12 protein-coding genes are annotated in these 15,996 nt (G+C 63.5%); 4 read left to right on the top strand and 8 right to left on the bottom strand.

Annotation, left to right across the window (positions count from 1 at the left end; all coding sequences use genetic code 11):
• Positions 1–8: 8 nt before the first annotated feature.
• The 3 genes from GGD40_RS05000 to GGD40_RS05010 all read right to left on the bottom strand — a co-directional run bounded on the left by GGD40_RS05000 (position 9) and on the right by GGD40_RS05010 (position 1,323).
• Positions 9–473 carry a TadE/TadG family type IV pilus assembly protein gene (locus GGD40_RS05000; protein ID WP_179744875.1) on the bottom strand — a complete coding sequence of 155 codons (465 nt, stop codon included), beginning with the start codon at positions 471–473 and terminating at the stop codon, positions 9–11.
• Positions 474–505: 32 nt separating this feature from the next.
• Positions 506–1,006 carry an A24 family peptidase gene (locus tag GGD40_RS05005; RefSeq protein ID WP_179742975.1) on the bottom strand — a complete coding sequence of 167 codons (501 nt, stop codon included), beginning with the start codon at positions 1,004–1,006 and terminating at the stop codon, positions 506–508.
• 140 nt (positions 1,007–1,146) lie between these two features.
• Positions 1,147–1,323: a Flp family type IVb pilin gene (locus GGD40_RS05010; RefSeq protein ID WP_179742976.1), complete on the bottom strand. Its 177-nt coding sequence runs from the start codon at positions 1,321–1,323 to the stop codon at positions 1,147–1,149.
• Positions 1,324–1,980: 657 nt separating this feature from the next.
• Between GGD40_RS05010 and GGD40_RS05015 the strand changes: the two genes are divergently transcribed.
• The 4 genes from GGD40_RS05015 to GGD40_RS05030 all read left to right on the top strand — a co-directional run bounded on the left by GGD40_RS05015 (position 1,981) and on the right by GGD40_RS05030 (position 8,004).
• The gene (locus GGD40_RS05015; protein ID WP_179742977.1) at positions 1,981–3,558 is read left to right on the top strand and encodes a collagen-like triple helix repeat-containing protein; all 1,578 of its coding nucleotides are present in this window, start codon (positions 1,981–1,983) and stop codon (positions 3,556–3,558) included.
• 200 nt (positions 3,559–3,758) lie between these two features.
• Positions 3,759–5,180: a collagen-like triple helix repeat-containing protein gene (locus GGD40_RS05020; protein ID WP_179742978.1), complete on the top strand. Its 1,422-nt coding sequence runs from the start codon at positions 3,759–3,761 to the stop codon at positions 5,178–5,180.
• Between the two features lie 313 nt (positions 5,181–5,493).
• Positions 5,494–7,200, top strand: a complete 1,707-nt coding sequence (locus GGD40_RS05025) for a ShlB/FhaC/HecB family hemolysin secretion/activation protein (RefSeq protein ID WP_179742979.1) — start codon at positions 5,494–5,496, stop codon at positions 7,198–7,200.
• Between the two features lie 318 nt (positions 7,201–7,518).
• On the top strand, positions 7,519–8,004 hold the full coding sequence (locus GGD40_RS05030; RefSeq protein ID WP_179742980.1) for a DUF2147 domain-containing protein: 486 nt from the start codon (positions 7,519–7,521) through the stop codon (positions 8,002–8,004).
• Positions 8,005–8,113: 109 nt separating this feature from the next.
• On the opposite strand, the gene GGD40_RS05035 is transcribed toward GGD40_RS05030, so the two are convergent.
• The 5 genes from GGD40_RS05035 to GGD40_RS05055 all read right to left on the bottom strand — a co-directional run bounded on the left by GGD40_RS05035 (position 8,114) and on the right by GGD40_RS05055 (position 15,774).
• Positions 8,114–8,563 carry a transposase gene (locus GGD40_RS05035; RefSeq protein ID WP_179705317.1) on the bottom strand — a complete coding sequence of 150 codons (450 nt, stop codon included), beginning with the start codon at positions 8,561–8,563 and terminating at the stop codon, positions 8,114–8,116.
• Between the two features lie 162 nt (positions 8,564–8,725).
• Positions 8,726–9,823: a cell division protein ZapE gene (gene zapE, locus GGD40_RS05040; RefSeq protein WP_035550883.1), complete on the bottom strand. Its 1,098-nt coding sequence runs from the start codon at positions 9,821–9,823 to the stop codon at positions 8,726–8,728.
• A gap of 90 nt (positions 9,824–9,913) precedes the next feature.
• Positions 9,914–11,344: a dihydrolipoyl dehydrogenase gene (gene lpdA, locus GGD40_RS05045; protein ID WP_179705319.1), complete on the bottom strand. Its 1,431-nt coding sequence runs from the start codon at positions 11,342–11,344 to the stop codon at positions 9,914–9,916.
• 146 nt (positions 11,345–11,490) lie between these two features.
• The gene (gene odhB / locus GGD40_RS05050) at positions 11,491–12,768 is read right to left on the bottom strand and encodes a 2-oxoglutarate dehydrogenase complex dihydrolipoyllysine-residue succinyltransferase (RefSeq protein WP_179742981.1); all 1,278 of its coding nucleotides are present in this window, start codon (positions 12,766–12,768) and stop codon (positions 11,491–11,493) included.
• 144 nt (positions 12,769–12,912) lie between these two features.
• Positions 12,913–15,774 (bottom strand): 2-oxoglutarate dehydrogenase E1 component, encoded by a 2,862-nt coding sequence (locus tag GGD40_RS05055; RefSeq protein ID WP_179742982.1) that lies wholly within the window; start codon positions 15,772–15,774, stop codon positions 12,913–12,915.
• Between the last annotated feature and the right edge of the window lie 222 nt (positions 15,775–15,996).

The raw sequence follows: 15,996 nt of genomic DNA on the forward strand, positions 1-15,996 counted from the left end.
AGCGTGCATCATTGAATGTTCTCCGGATTGAGTTGAACTGTAGCGGTACTGTTGAGTGTTTTCGGCAACGTCACCCCCAGGATCGCCAACGTCGGCACCAGAGGATTGCTCTTGTAGTCGAAGCTGAGCGCGACGCTGATGCATTGCATCGCATTGGCGGGACCGCACGACGCCGACGTCGGCGTGCACGTCAACGCGGTTTTCACGAGCGACGCGGCCATCAGGTTCGCGGCGCTGCAGGCCGCCTGGCCGCGGTTGTAAAGCGCGTTCTGCAACGAGGTGCTGCTCTGCCAGTTCAGCGCGGCGCGCGCGCCTTCTTCCGCGGCCAGCGTCAGGTTCTGCTGGGCCACCATGATCAGCGCGAACGTGACGATCCCGTACATGATCACGAAGAACAGCGGGAAGATCACCGCGAACTCGACGGCCACCGAGCCGCTCTGCCCGCGCCGCCGGCGGCCATGCTCACGCAGCAACGGCTCGCGCCGGAAGGGCTCCCGTGACGGCTTCATTGCACGCCTCCCGCCAGTGCCTGCAGCAGCAGCCAGCCACTCGCCGCGCCCGTCAGACAGGCTGCGTAAGGGGTCGATGCCTTGCCGGCCAGTTCGAAAGTCGGGCCGCCGTGACGGCCGAGGCCGGCAAGGCGGGTGCGCGTCACGATCAATAGCCACAGCGCATGAAGGCCCGCGGCGAGACTGGCCGCCATCCACAGGCCGACCAGCGCATGCATGCCGCACCACGCCCCCAACACCGCGAACACTTTGACGTCGGCCGCACCCATGACGCCGAGCGCGAAGAACGGCAATAACGCGACCAGCCCGATTAACGCGCCGATTGACGCCTGCGTGATGGAAACACCAAATGGCCCGCATTGAGCGAGCGCACAGACGAGTGCCGCGACCAAACCAGCGGCAATCATTGAATTGGGAATACGCCTGTAGCGACAGTCGCAAAAAGCAACCGAAGAGGCCCAGACGATAAATAACAGTACCCCGACGAAAACTTTCATTTCACACTCGACACGCGAAGCAACGCCATGCGCATTACCAAGCAATACGCATTAACGAGGATGGCAGTGGCACAAAAAAGGCCGCAAAGCGAACGGATCGGTGAACGCCGGTTGCTTCGCGGAACTTTTAAGAATGCTGGTTACGCCGCCGCTACGTTGACCTGCGCGAGAATGTTCGTGAACACGGTTTCAATGCCGGTGCCGATCTGGCCGACCGTCACGGCCACGGCGAGCACGATCAACCCCGCGATCAGCCCATATTCGATGGCCGTCACGCCCTTGTTATCTCTCAGGAAGCGTTGTGTGAACTTTTTCATTTTTACCCTCGGACTTCATTTATTTCGTTTGTTTACCAGCTGCCTCGAACGGCGAATTCTTTAGCGCTACGGACCATTGAGCTCTCATTCATGGTCCTGTTTGTTGCGCTGCGGTAACACTCGCCTTGCAGCCTGCTTCAATAAAACGCGTCAGTGTCAGCTGTCTGTTCGATAACGCACCTCCGTCGCCAATCTCTACTGCTTTCGGGTTTTATAGCCGAACAATCTTATTTAAGCAATTGTCCGCTTCCCTGATCCCTATAGCCTATGCGTTTTAACGCTTCACACAGGTTAACGGCAGTTCGTGCGTTGCAGCACATAGTACTAACCATAAGTTAGATTCGCTGCACTAATTATTTGTTTGAACAGAACGTTTCAAGCGCGCCAGTCCCTGCTTTGCGCTTGCGTTACGCCGTACACCGTAACGGCGCGCGTGGCTCGTTACGTTACGCAACGTCGATTAACGCGTAATGCATCGCTTCAAATACCGTCTTTCTGATTTAGCGCCCACTCCATCAAAACATCGCAGAGCCTTATTGCGTATGGCTCCGCGGCATGTGTTGAAAAAAACCTGTGGATTGCTCAGGCGAAATGGCACGGCTCGTGCAGAGATAGGCACGCAGCAGCACCAACAACCACATGCGATCCGAGGGCGACATGAACATTCAAACGACCAACACGACGGTACGGACAACCCTGATGGCGACAAGCATTGCCGCGATGCTCACGCTGGCCGCTTGCGGCGGTTCCGGCAGCCTCAGTTCCGGCACCGGCAGCAACGGCAGCGGCTCCGCCGGCGGCACACTTTCAACCAGCGGCAGCGGCTCGATGGGCTCGGGCGGCTCCGGCACCTCGGGCACCACCGTCGGTTCGTCCGGCACGAGCGGCACGTCGGGCAGCTCCGGCACCAGCGGCACCTCGGGCACCAGCGGCACGACCCCGGTTGCGAACGCGCTCGGCACGGTGGTGGACAACGGCGGCGGAATCATCGGCGATGCCGGCCAGACGGTGTCGAGCATCGGCAGCGTAATCGGCTCGCAAAACCTGCCGGGCGTCAGCTCGCAAACCACGCAAGCCGCCGGCGGCATCGTGCAGCAAGCCGGCGCCGCGGTGTCGACGCTCGGCGGCGGCGTCTCGCAAGGTCTCGGCCAACTCGGCACCGGCGGCAACGCGGTCGGCACGACGGTGTCGAGCCTGGGTGGCGTCGTGGGTCATGTCGGCGGCGCCGTGACGGATGCCGGCAGCCTCGTGACGAGCCTCGGCAGCGGCCCGCTCGCGCCGTTGTCGGCGATCACTTCGCCGCTCGGCGGCGTCGTCACGACGCTCGGCGGTGCAGTCACCAACGGCGGCAGCACGCTCACCAACGCGCTCTCGACCGGCCCGGTCCAGCAAGTCACGCAAACCCTCAGCACCGCGATCACGCCGATCACGACGATGGTGGCGGCAACCACGCAAACGGTCGGCAACACCACCGGACTCGGCGCACCGCTGAACTCGCTGCTGTCGAAAGTGGGCGGCGGGCTCGGCACGGCCGGCGCGCTGTTGACCGCAACCGGCGGCAACCCGATCACGGCCGCGCTCGGCCATACGGTGACCGATACCGGCACCACGGTCGCATCGGTGGGCGGCCTGCTCACCGGCGGCAGCGGCGGCAATCCGCTCGCACCGCTTACCAGCGTGCTCGGCGGACTGGGCGGCGGGACGGGCAGCGGGCCGCTCGCTCCGCTCACCAGCGTGCTCGGTGGCCTGTCCGGTGGCAGCGGCAGCAGCCCGCTCGCCCCGCTCACCAGCGTGCTCGGTGGTTTGACCGGCGGCGCCGGCAGCAGCCCGCTTGCCCCGCTCACCAGCGCCCTCGGCGGTTTGACCGGCGGCGCCGGTGGCAGCCCGCTCAGTGGCTTGACCGGCGCACTCGGCGGCGCAAGCGGCGGCAGCAGCCCGCTCGCCCCCGTCACCGGCTTGCTGTCGAGCGTGACGGGCGGCCTGTCCGGCGCAGCCGGCGGCGGCAGCGGCCCGCTCGCACCGGTCACCGGCCTGTTGTCGGGCGTCACCAACGCGCTCGGCGGCGTCGCCACCACGGCCGCCGCCACGACGGCCTCGACGACCACCGCCGCCACGACCAACTCCGGCGCGGGCCTGTCGCTGTCGAGCACCTCCGGCAAAGGATCGGGCAGCAACCCGCTGGCGCCGGTGACCTCGCTGGTCGGCGGACTGCTCGGCGGACTGGGCAAGAAGTAAGCCGCCCACGCGATTCGCAGGCAGTCACACCGTAACGACACCACACGCACTACAAGGAACGGCAAACCGGAACGCGGCCCACAGGCCGCACCCGGTTGCCCGACCTCGGCTGAACTGGGCCGCGTCGCTCAGAAACCCGTTGCAACGGCGCACTTGACCAACCGCACACACGACACACCCAGAAGACACAGAGGAGCACCATGTCCACTCATCGTTTTTTTACTCTCCATGCGGCGTGCGCGACCGTGTCGTCGTTGCGCGCACCGTTGATCGCCGTCGCGGTCGCCAGCGTACTCGCCGCGTGTGGCGGCAGCACCGTCAGCGCACCACCGACTACCTCAGGCACCGGTAGCGGCGGCGGCTCGGGTTCGGGCGGCAGCGGCTCCGGCACCGTTGCGACCACCAGCACGAGCGGCCTCGTCACCGCCGCCGCGCAAACCACCAGCGACCTCGGCAACACGATCGCCTCGACGACCATTCCCGGCCTCAGCCCGCAAGTCACCCAAGGGCTGGGCAACGCGGTGTCGAGCACCAGCGGCACGCTCAATGCGGCCGCCAACGCGGTCAGCAACGGCCTCGGTCAGATCGGTACGAGTTCCAATCCGGTCGGCGCGACAGTGGGCGGTCTCGGCTCCGTGGTCAGTTCGACGAGCGGTGTCGTGCAAGGCCTGAGCACCGCGGTCGGCGGTCTCGGCACCGGCAATCTCGCGCCGCTGTCGCCGCTCACCACGCCGTTGGCCGGTGCGCTCGCCACTACCGCCGGTGCGCTGAACGCGGGCGGCGCGACGCTCGGCAACGTGGTCAACTCCGGGCCGGTGCAACAGATCACCCAGCCGCTCAGCACCGCGATCACACCGATCGTGACGACCGCCGGACTCGTCACGCAGACGGTCGGCACGCAGACCGGGCTCGGTGCGCCGGTGGGCGGCGTGCTCGCGCAAGTGGGCGGCGCGTTGAGCTCGGCCGCCTCGCAAGTGGGCTCGGCGACCAGGAATCCGGTCGGCGCGGACCTCGGCACGCTGGTCGGCTCGCTCGGCAATACCGTGACGAACGCTGGCGGCCTCGTCAATCCGAACGGCCCGAATGGCGCGATGCCGATTCCTGGGCTGATCACGAGTCTGGTCGGCAGCACCAATGTGGGCGTGGTCAATGGGCCGCCGGCGAACAGCAGCCCGCTGGCGCCGCTGCAAAGCACGCTGGCAAGCCTCGGTCTCGGCAGCAACCCGGTCGGCTCGCTGTCGACGCTGCTCGGCGGCACGCCGCTCTCCGGTCTGACGTCGGCACTCGGCGGCACGCCGTTGGGCGCGCTGAGTTCGGGATTGAGCGGCTCGCCGCTGAGTTCGTTGACGTCGGTGCTGGGCGGCACGCCGCTGGGCTCATTGACGTCCGCGTTGGGCGGCGCGGGTAGCGGCGCAGGTCCGCTGTCGTCGCTGACGGGCGCGCTGGGCGGCGTCACCGGCAGCGCAAGCGGCAGCGGCCAGGCGCTCGCGCCGGTCACCGGACTGGTCGGGCAACTGACCAGCACGCTCAGTTCGGCGGCCGGGTCGACCAGCGGCTCGAGCAGCCCGACGGGCGGCCTGACGACGCTGCTCGGCGGTCTGCTGCCGGCCAGCCATAAGTAGTCCACCTAACGGCATCGGTGAATGCCGCGCGCAGGGTTGATCCGGCGAGACGCACTTCTGGGTACGTCTCGCCGGAGCGCGGAGACCAGAGACCAGAGACATCGGGCATCGAACGAAGCAGTTTAAGCATCACGCATAAGCAGTCCGATTCATCACGTGCTCCGCGCTTGCGCCGTCGACGCTCAAGCTCCACGGAGCGCGTGACGTAATACAAGCAAGCATGGCAGTATGCGTCGAGCCACAGATAAGCGATCGCGACCCGCCCGGCCAGGCGGCACGCCGCAGCACAAGAACGGCATACGAGGAAAATCCGATGAAACTCGGGTACGGCAGCAAATGGACCATCGTGCTCGCGGCGCTCGCGGCGAGCGCCATGCAGGTGGAGGCACAAGCCCAGGCACGTCCGGGCGGCGCCGTCGGCGGCAATCCGCTCGACTCGCTGCCGCAGATCAAGGCGCCCGACAAAGGACCCAACGTGACCGTGCAGGTCGCGCCGCAAGCTCCCCAACTTCAGGAACTGCTCGCCCGCCATCTGACGCCTTCGCGCGTGCAGGTCGAGGGCGTGAAGTCGATTCCGTTCGACGAAGTCGCGGCGCGCTTCACGCCGCTAGTCGGCAAGGACACCACGATCGGCGATCTGATCCAGGTTGCCAACGGCGTGACCAAGCTTTACCAGGACCGCGGCTATGCGCTCTCGTTCGCGTTCATTCCGGCGCAGACCTTCGAAGGCGGCGTGGTGCGCGTGACCGTGGTGGAAGGCTACGTGTCCACGGTCAAGGTGACAGGCAAACCCGGCGCGGTCGAAGACAAGATCCGCGCGATCGCCGACCACATCGTCGCCGACCGGCCGTTGCGGCGCGCCACCTTCGAACGCTATATCAACGTGCTCGGCCTGCTGCCGGGCGTGAAGGTCGCGGCGAACGTGCCGCCGCCGCAGAACACCGACGGCGCCACCACGCTCGAACTGAACGTGGACCGCAAGCCGTTCGATGTCAGCATGGGGATCGACTTCAATCACCCCGGCGTGCAAGGACTGCTGACCGCCACGGAGAACGGCCTGACCGCGCTCGGCGAACAGTTGAGCGTGTCGGCGTTGCTGCCGAAGGGCCGCGACAACGTCACCTATCTCGCCGCGCACGCGGCGGTGCCGATCGGCAGCAACGGGCTGATCGCGAAGATCGACGCGACCCACTATCGCGGCAATCCGGTCGACAACCCCGGCCTGCCCTCTTACATCGGGCGCACGGTGATCAACGACAAGGTGGGCGGCTCGCTCGCCTACCCGATCCTGCTGAGCAACACGCAGAGCGTGATCGGCACGGCGTCGGTGTACGCATCGCACGACGAGGATCGCTACAACAACACGGTAAGCGGCGCGCAGATCGGCCTGCGTTCGCAGGTGCGCGTCATGCAATTGCAGGCCGATTACACCAACGTGCAAACCGGCCAGGTGCGTCGCGCGAGTATCAACGTGGCGAAGGCGTTCGATATTCTCGGGGCGTCGAAATCCGGCGACTCGAACGTGCCCGGTTCGCCGGTCACGAACCCGGCGTCGATCACCTTCGTGCGCACCGGCGCAAGCTTCTCGCAAAGCAACGACTGGCCGATGAAGATCGGCACCGCGGTGTCGCTGACGGGACAATACAGCGCCGTCTCGCTGCCGACCTCGGAACAGATCTCGTTCGGCGCGCAACGTTTCGCGCAGGGCTATCAACCGGGCGAAGCGTCGGGCGATTCCGGCTGGGGCGCGATGTTCGAAATCAACCGTCCGTTCACGCCGGGCTTCACCTATCTGCGCACGCTCACGCCGTATGTGTCGTTCGACCTGGCGCGCGTGTATCTGCATGCGGGCACGCCGTCGCCGTCGCGGCTTTCTTCGATCGCGTTCGGCTTCCGGATCTCCGATGCGAAGTACTACAGCCTGGATCTGTCGGTGGCCAAGGCGATCGGCGATGCGCCGGTGGAAAGCGCATCGCGCGCGCCGCGCGTCAACGCGACGTTCTCGTACCAGTTGAATTGAGGCTCGCGCGATATGCGCTTGAGCGGTGGTTGATCGAAGCCTGATCGAAGCTTTATCGAGGCTTGAGCAATGCCTGAGCCGCGAAAGTGCCGCGTTCTGATTAGAGGGTCCACTATCAAACGACGCGCGCACTTTCACGTATTCTGCGCTGACGATGTGCGGCCGGCGGCGCGCAACCCGCACGCCGCCACCCAAGCGAAGCAGAGAACCTGAGGGGCCGTACAAGGCATCACGGCGGCAGAAACCCGGCAAGCCGCCCGAGATGCCGATAACGCTGCGCGACCATGATCGCGCTGTCTTTAATCAAGGAGGAAGACAATGATGCAATTCACACAACGCGCGCGTGCCATCGCGCTTCGCACCGCCAAACAGGCCGCGCTCGCCGGCGTATTGCTGGCCAGCGCCATGACCGCCATGGCGCAAACCACCAGCCCGGTCGGCATGTGGCAAACCATCGACGATCACACCGGCCAGCCCAAGGCGCTCGTGCAGATCGCACAAGACGGCGGCGGCTCGCTCACCGGCAAGGTGGTCAAGGGGCTCGGACCAAACGACCAGCCGGATCGCCGCTGCACCGCCTGCACCGACGCGCGCAAGGATCAGCCGATTCTCGGCATGACGATCATCAACGACATGAAGAAGGACGGCGACGGCTGGGATCACGGGCAGATTCTCGACCCGGAAAACGGCAAGCTCTACAAGTGCAAGATGCACCTGGAAGATGGCGGCAACAAGCTGGTGGTGCGCGGCTATATCGGCATTGCGCTGCTGGGCCGCTCGCAGACGTGGGTCCGTCAGCAGTAAGAAAACGCGAGACCGCTTTGGCGCGGCCTGGATTGAAGCATAAAAAAACGGCCGACGATTGCCATCGTTCGGCCGTTTTGTTTATGTGAAGTGAGTGGGATCCGTGTCGTCATGCAGCGTGCTTGAAAGGCGACCCAAAAGCGAATGGCGAGACCGGCAGCGGTGTCGTGGGAGCCGGTTTGTACACGGCCGGCGCGACGGTGCGGCTTGGGTCGGTGTCGACGCTCTTCTGTTCCGCGCCCGGATGCGTTCGCATGCGCGCTTCCATCAAATTGCAAAGCTCTTCGCTCGCTGCGCCGAACAGTTGCTCCGTCACGCGCTTGAGCACACCCGACGCATACCACGCCTTGAAGCGGCGATGGCAGGTCTGGTAAGACGGATATTTACGCGGCATGGCGGACCAGGTGGCGCCGCTGTACATGACCCACAGCACGCCATTCAGCACCGAACGGGTATTGGCAAGAGGCCGGCCGCGCAGTTCGGCGCGCGGCCGCAGTTCGGGGAGCAACGGTGCAACGCGTTGCCATTCTTCATCATTGATATCACGGTACGGATCCATGGGTTTCTCCTTCGTCAGAACCACGAGAGAAGATATCCAGTCGTCCGCAGCCGGAATATAAGATCAATCCGAATCCTGAAAATACGTCGGCACTCGTCGCCTATTCGGTGAGCGGAGCGCGACCTATCGCAAAAGAATTGCCCGGCTGGTTGACGCGACCGCTCAGGTCAGCGACGTATCCACGATCCGACGCGGCGTATCGAGGTATTCCTTCGATTGCATTTCGACGATGCGCGAGACCGTGCGCGTGAATTCGTTCGCCATCGGGCCATCGACATAAAGCTCTTCCGGCGGCACCGCCGCCGACATCAGCAGCTTGACCTTGTGATCGTAAAACACGTCGATCAGCCACGTGAAGCGGCGCGCTTCCGACGCCATGCGCACCGACATCTGCGGCACGCCGGAGAGCACCACCGCGTGAAAGCGGCTCGCCAGTTCGAGGTAGTCGTTCTGCGAACGCGGGCCACCGCAGAGCGTCGCGAAATCGAACCACACGACGCCGTCCGCTTTACGCAGCGCCTTCAGCTCGCGCTTTTCGATGCGCAGGATCGGGCTCTCGTCGGGCACCGCGGCGAGGCGCGCGAACGCGTCGCGCAAGGCTTTGTCCGACGCCGCGCCGAGCGGCGTGTGATACACCTCGACCTGAGCCAGCGTGCGTTGCCGGTAGTCGATGCCGGCGTCGACGTTGACCACGTCGAGCTTGCTCTTGATCAGTTCGATCGCCGGCAGCATGCGGTCGCGATGCAGGCCGTCCGGATACAGCGTGTCCGGATCGTAGTTGGACGTCATCACGAACTGCACACCGTTCTCGAACAGCTTGTCGAGCAGACGGTAGAGGATCATCGCGTCGGCGATATCCGACACGTGGAATTCGTCGAAGCAGATCAGCCGGTAGCGCTTCGCAATCCGGCGCGCGAGTTCGTCGAGCGGATCGGCGGTGCCTTTCAGCTCTTCCAGTTCGCGATGCACTTCGCGCATGAACTCGTGGAAATGCAGCCGCGTTTTGCGCTGCACCGGCACGATCATGTAGAAGCTGTCCATCAGGAAGCTCTTGCCCCGCCCTACGCCGCCCCACAAGTAGACGCCGCGCGGCAGGTCCGGATGAATGATCAGCTTCTTGAACGCATTCGAGCGGCGCGATTTGTACTCGGTCCACTCTTCAAAACACCGCTGCAGACGGTCGACCGCCGCGAGCTGCGCCGGGTCCGATTGATAGCCCCGCGTCTGCAGTTCTTTTTCGTAGTATTCGGTGACGTTCATTGTGTTGCTGCAAAAAAGAAAGGCGGGAGGGAGTGAACCCGCCCGCCTTTGTGGTGATGCCGAATTGCGTTCAGTCAGGCGTGCGCGTGATTACATGTTCAGCGCGCGCTTGTCCACGGCCAGAGCCGCTTCGCGCATGACTTCCGACAACGACGGGTGCGGATGGCAAATGCGGCCGATATCTTCCGACGCCGCCTTGAATTCCATCGCCACCACGGCTTCCGCGATCAGGTCCGATGCGTTGGCCGAGATGATGTGCACGCCGAGCAGTTCGTCGGTCTTCGCGTCGGCGATCATCTTGACGAAACCTTCCGCCTTGTTGATGCCGAGCGCGCGGCCGTTCGCCATGAACGGGAACTGGCCCGTCTTGACTTCGCGGCCTTCCGCCTTCAGTTGCTGTTCGGTCTTGCCGACCCACGCGATTTCCGGTTCGGTGTAGATCACCCACGGAATGCAGTTGTAGTCGATATGCGGCTTCTGACCGTCGATGATCTCGGCCACCAGCACGCCTTCGTCTTCCGCCTTGTGCGCGAGCATCGGGCCACGCACCACGTCGCCGATCGCGTACACGTTCGGCACCGCCGTCGCGCAGTGGTCGTTGACGTCGATGAAGCCGCGCTCGTTGGCCTTCAGGCCGATCGCTTCGAGGCCGAGGTTGTCGGTGTTCGGCACGCGGCCGATCGAAACGATCAGGCGGTCGGCTTCAAGCGATTGCGCGTTGCCGTCCTTGTCCGTGTAAGCGATCGTGACATTCTTGTCCGTTGCCTTGATTTCGCCGACCTTCACGCCGACGTGAATGTCCAGACCCTGCTTCTTGAACTGCTTGGCGGCTTCTTTAGCCAGCGACTGGTCAGCCGCGCCGAGGAATTCCGGCAGCGCTTCGAGCACGGTCACGTCCGCGCCCAGACGACGCCACACCGAACCGAGTTCCAGACCGATCACGCCGGCGCCGATCACGGCCAGCTTCTTCGGCACGGTGTCGAACGTCAGTGCGCCTTCGTTGTCGGCGACGATCCTGTTGTCGACCGGAATGCCCGGCAGATGACGCGCCTTCGAACCCGTGGCGATGATCACGTTCTTTGCCGTGACGACTTCCGTCTCGCCTTCGCCGCTCACTTCGATCTGCACGCCGGCGTCCGTCTTGCCGGTGAACTTGCCGTGACCCTTGAGCCACGTGATCTTGTTCTTGCGGAACAGGAATTCGATACCCTTGGTCATCTTCTCGACGATGCTTTCCTTGCGGGCCAGCATCTTCGCGATGTCGACCTTGACGTTTTCCACGGAGATGCCGTGGTCGCCCAGGTGATGCGATGCGTTTTCAAATTCTTCCGACGACGCGAGCAACGCCTTCGACGGAATGCAACCCACGTTCAGGCACGTGCCGCCGAGCTTCAGCGTGCCGGCCGGGTTCTTCCACTTCTCGATACACGCGACGGTCTTGCCGAGCTGCGCTGCGCGGATGGCGGCGATATAACCGCCGGGGCCTGCGCCGATCACGACGACGTCAAATTCTTTGGACATGACAATCCTTTCGATGGCGGAACGGCGCGCGGCCACGCTTCGAGGCGCGCGGCGTTCCTGTGCTGCGGAATGCTGGAAAGACGTAGTGCTTAGATGGCGTCGACTTGTGCGATGACAAGCCGACGCCGGCCCAACCCGACGCGTGCTTACAGGTCGAGCAACAGACGAGCCGGATCTTCCAGCGCGTCTTTCATGGCCACCAGCGACAGCACCGCTTCGCGACCGTCGATGATGCGGTGGTCGTACGACAGCGCCAGGTAGTTCATCGGGCGGATCACGATCTGGCCGTTTTCGACCACAGCGCGTTCCTTGGTGGCGTGCACGCCGAGAATCGCGGATTGCGGCGGGTTGATGATCGGGGTCGACAGCATCGAACCGAACACACCACCGTTCGAGATCGAGAACGTACCGCCGGTCATTTCGTCGATCGACAGCTTCCCGTCTTTCGCTTTCTGACCGAATTCGGCGATCTTCTTCTCGATTTCAGCGAGGCTCAGCTGATCTGCATTGCGCAGGATCGGCACCACCAGGCCACGCGGCGAACCGACCGCGATACCAATGTCGAAGTAGCCGTGATAGACGATGTCGTTGCCGTCGATCGACGCGTTCACCAGCGGGTACTTCTTCAGCGCGTGAACCGCCGCCTTGACGAAGAACGACATGAAGCCGAGCTTCACGCCATGTTCTTTTTCGAACTTGTCTTTGTACTTGTTGCGCAGGTCCATCACCGGAGCCATGTTCACTTCGTTGAACGTGGTCAGGATGGCGTTGGTTTGCTGCGACTCGAGCAGACGTTCGGCGATCCGTGCGCGCAGACGCGACATCGGCACGCGTTGTTCCGGGCGGTCCTTCAGCCACTGGTCGGCCGAGGCCGGGCCCTTGACTTCCGGCAGCGACGGCTTGGCCGCCTTCGGTGCGGCAGCGGCCGGAGCCGGTGCGGCCTTGGCAGCCGGGGCGCCGGCGGTCAGCACGTCGCCCTTGGTGATGCGGCCGTCGCGGCCCGTGCCGGCGACGTCGCCCGACGACAGACCCTTCTCCGCCATCAGCTTGCCGGCAGCCGGCGAAGCAGCGGTGTTCGCACCCGTTGCGGAGGCGGCTTGTGCGGCCGGAGCAGCGGCTTGTGCCGGTTCAGCAACCGGAGCCGGCTTCACTTCGGCTTCGACGGCAGCGGCGCCAGCCTTGCCTTCGGTGTCGATCTTCGCGATCACCTGATCGGCGGCGACGATGTCGCCGTCGTTCGAGATGATTTGCGCGAGCACGCCGGCTGCGGGTGCCGGCACTTCGAGCACGACCTTGTCGGTCTCGATTTCGATGAGAATTTCGTCGATGGCGACAGCCTCGCCGGGCTTCTTCTTCCACTGCAGCATCGTGGCTTCCGAGACCGACTCGGACAGCTGGGGAACCTTGACTTCAACAATAGCCATTATGAATATCCTGAATACGTATCGGGTGACGGCGCGGGGAACGACGACCGCCTGCGAACCATGCCTGCCGTTTGTGAACTTTCGTTAGTTCAGAGAAGGCGGCACGGGAAAGCGCACTGCGCTTTCCCGGTTCGTCTGTTTTGCTTATTTAGCGATCGACGAGCTCTTGAGACGGCCGAACGCGCCTTCGACCAGCGCCTTCTGCTGCTCGTAGTGCTTCGCGTAGTAGCCGACTGCCGGCGAGGCCGAAGCCGGACGGCCGCTGTACGCCAGCTTCTGCCCGTCCTTCATGCCTTCCTTCAGGTGATGCTCGATGTAGAACCACGGGCCTTGATTCTGCGGCTCGTCCTGCACCCAGACCACTTCGGTCGCGTTGTCGTACTTCTTCATTTCCGATTCGAACTGCTTGTGCGCGAACGGATAGAGCTGTTCGATACGGAGGATCGCGACGTCGTACTGCTTCGCTTCGCGGCGATGCGCGACGAGGTCGTAATACACGCGGCCCGAGCAGGCCACCACGCGCTTGACCTTCTTCGCGTCGACGGCTTCGTCCACTTCGCCGATGATCGGCTGGAACGCGCCCTTCGCGAGTTCCGACAGATCCGACACCGCTTCCTTGTGGCGCAGCAGCGACTTCGGCGTCGCGACGATCAGCGGCTTGCGGAACAGGCGGATCATCTGACGGCGCAACAGATGGAAAATCTGCGCCGGCGTGGTCGGTTGAACGACCTGCATGTTGTGATCCGCGCACAGTTGCAGGAAACGCTCGATACGTGCCGACGAGTGTTCCGGACCCTGGCCTTCATAGCCGTGCGGCAGGAGCATAGTGAGACCCGACACGCGGCCCCACTTCACTTCGCCCGACGAGATGAACTGGTCGATCACGACTTGCGCGCCGTTCACGAAGTCGCCGAACTGCGCTTCCCACGCGACGAACGTATTCGGTTCAGCGGTCGAGTAGCCATACTCGAAACCGAGCACCGCTTCTTCCGACAGCACCGAGTCGATCACGTTGAACTTCGCCTGACCTTCGGCAATGTTCTGCAGCGGCACGTACGTGCCGTCGTTCCAGCGTTCGCGGTTCTGATCGTGCAGCACCGAGTGACGGTGCGTGAACGTGCCGCGGCCCGAGTCCTGACCGGTCAGGCGCACGGCGTAACCGGACGCGACCAGCGACGCGAATGCCAGGTGCTCGCCCATACCCCAATCGAGCTTGGCTTCGCCACGGCCCATCGCGCGACGGTCGTTGAGAACGCGCTCGACCAGCGGGTGAACCTTGAAGTTTTCCGGCACCGTGGTGATGCGCTCGGCAAGGCGCTTCAGTTCCGCGAGCGGCACGGCCGTGTCGGCTGCGTCGGTCCACTTGCGGTTCAGGAACGGCACCCAATCCACCGCGTACTTGCTCTTGTAGTTCGACAGGACCGGGTCGACCGTGTGGTGACCTTCGTCCATCGCCTTGCGGTACGCCTTGACGAAATCGTCGCCTTCTTCCGCGGTGATCACGCCTTGCTGCACCAGCTTTTCAGCGTACAGCGCGCGCGTGCCCGGGTGCTTGGCAATGGTCTTGTACATCAGCGGCTGCGTGACCGCCGGCGTGTCCTGCTCGTTGTGACCCAGCTTGCGGAAACAGACGATGTCGACAACCACGTCTTTGTGGAACTGCATCCGGAAGTCGATAGCCAGCTGCGTTGCCAGCACGACCGCTTCGGGATCGTCGCCGTTCACGTGCAGCACCGGCGCTTCGATCATCTTGACCACATCCGAGCAGTACAACGTGGAGCGCGAGTCGCGCGGATCCGACGTCGTGAAGCCGATCTGGTTGTTGATGACGATGTGCAGCGTGCCGTGCGTGCCGTAACCGCGCGTTTGCGCGAGGTTCAGCGTTTCCATCACGACGCCCTGGCCCGCGAAGGCCGCGTCGCCGTGGATCTGCACCGGCAGCACTTGCAGGCCGCTGTCGTCGCCGCGACGGTCCATGCGGGCCTTCGCCGAACCTTCGACCACCGGGTTGACGATTTCGAGGTGCGACGGATTGAATGCGAGCGACAGGTGAACCGGGCCGCCTTCGGTCGAGACGTCCGACGAGAAACCCTTGTGGTACTTGACGTCGCCGGCCGGCAGGTCGTCGACGTGCTTGCCTTCGAATTCGGCGAACAGGTCCGCCGGCATCTTGCCCAGCGTATTGACCAGCACGTTCAGACGGCCACGGTGGGCCATGCCGATGACGATTTCCTGGACGCCGTTGGCGCCGCCATGACGCACGACTTCGTCCATCGACGCGATGAAGCTTTCGCCGCCTTCGAGCGAGAAGCGTTTCTGGCCGACGTACTTGGTGTGCAGGAAGCGCTCGAGGCCTTCAGCGGCCGTCAAACGGTTCAGAATGTGCTTTTTCTTGTCGTTCGAGAAATTCGGCGTCGAACGGATCGACTCGAGCTTCTCTTTCCACCAGCGCTTCTGTTCCGGATCGCTGATGTACATGTACTCGGCGCCGATCGTGCCGCAGTACGTGTCACGCAATGCCTTGACGATCTCGCGCAGCGACGCGCGCTCGAAACCGAAATACAGGTTCGTGGCGCTGAACTCCTGGTCCAGATCGGCTTCGGTGAAGTCGTAGAACGCGGGTTCGAGTTCGGGGATAGCGGGACGTTCGCGGCGCTTCAGCGGATCGAGATTGGCCCATTGCGAGCCGAGGAAGCGATATGCGCCGATGAGGGACTGCACATAGACTTGCTTGCGGGAGGTAGCGAGGTCTTCGCCGCCGGTGGCCGCGCGCGGGATGAAGGCGTTAGCCTTGGCCCGTTGAGCAAACGATTCGACGATCGGGCCGTGGGCCACGTCGTTGGCATTGCTGCCGTCCGATGCAGGAACATTCTGCAACGCGTCGAAATAGCTGCGCCAGTTCTCGGGCACTGACGCCGGATTGTCGAGATACGCTTCGTACATTTCTTCTACGTACGGAGCATTGCCGCCGAACAGATAAGAGTTCGACTGGAATTGCTTCATCATTTTTACGCTCACCTTTCTTCGAGTTTCTCGAGAAATAGCGGGTTACAGAACCTTCCGCGACACGGCCTGACCGTTTGGCGGATTGCGCGAATCAAGTCTTGCTTGGAAGGACCTAAAACTTTGCACCCGGGGAGCATATCACAGAACCGATACTCCAGATAGCAGACGGATTGCCGCTCAAGCCTTTTCTGACGGGGCTTTCGGGCTACTTTCAAGATAGTT

The sequence above is a fragment of the Paraburkholderia bryophila genome (genome assembly GCF_013409255.1).
GTDB lineage: Bacteria > Pseudomonadota > Gammaproteobacteria > Burkholderiales > Burkholderiaceae > Paraburkholderia.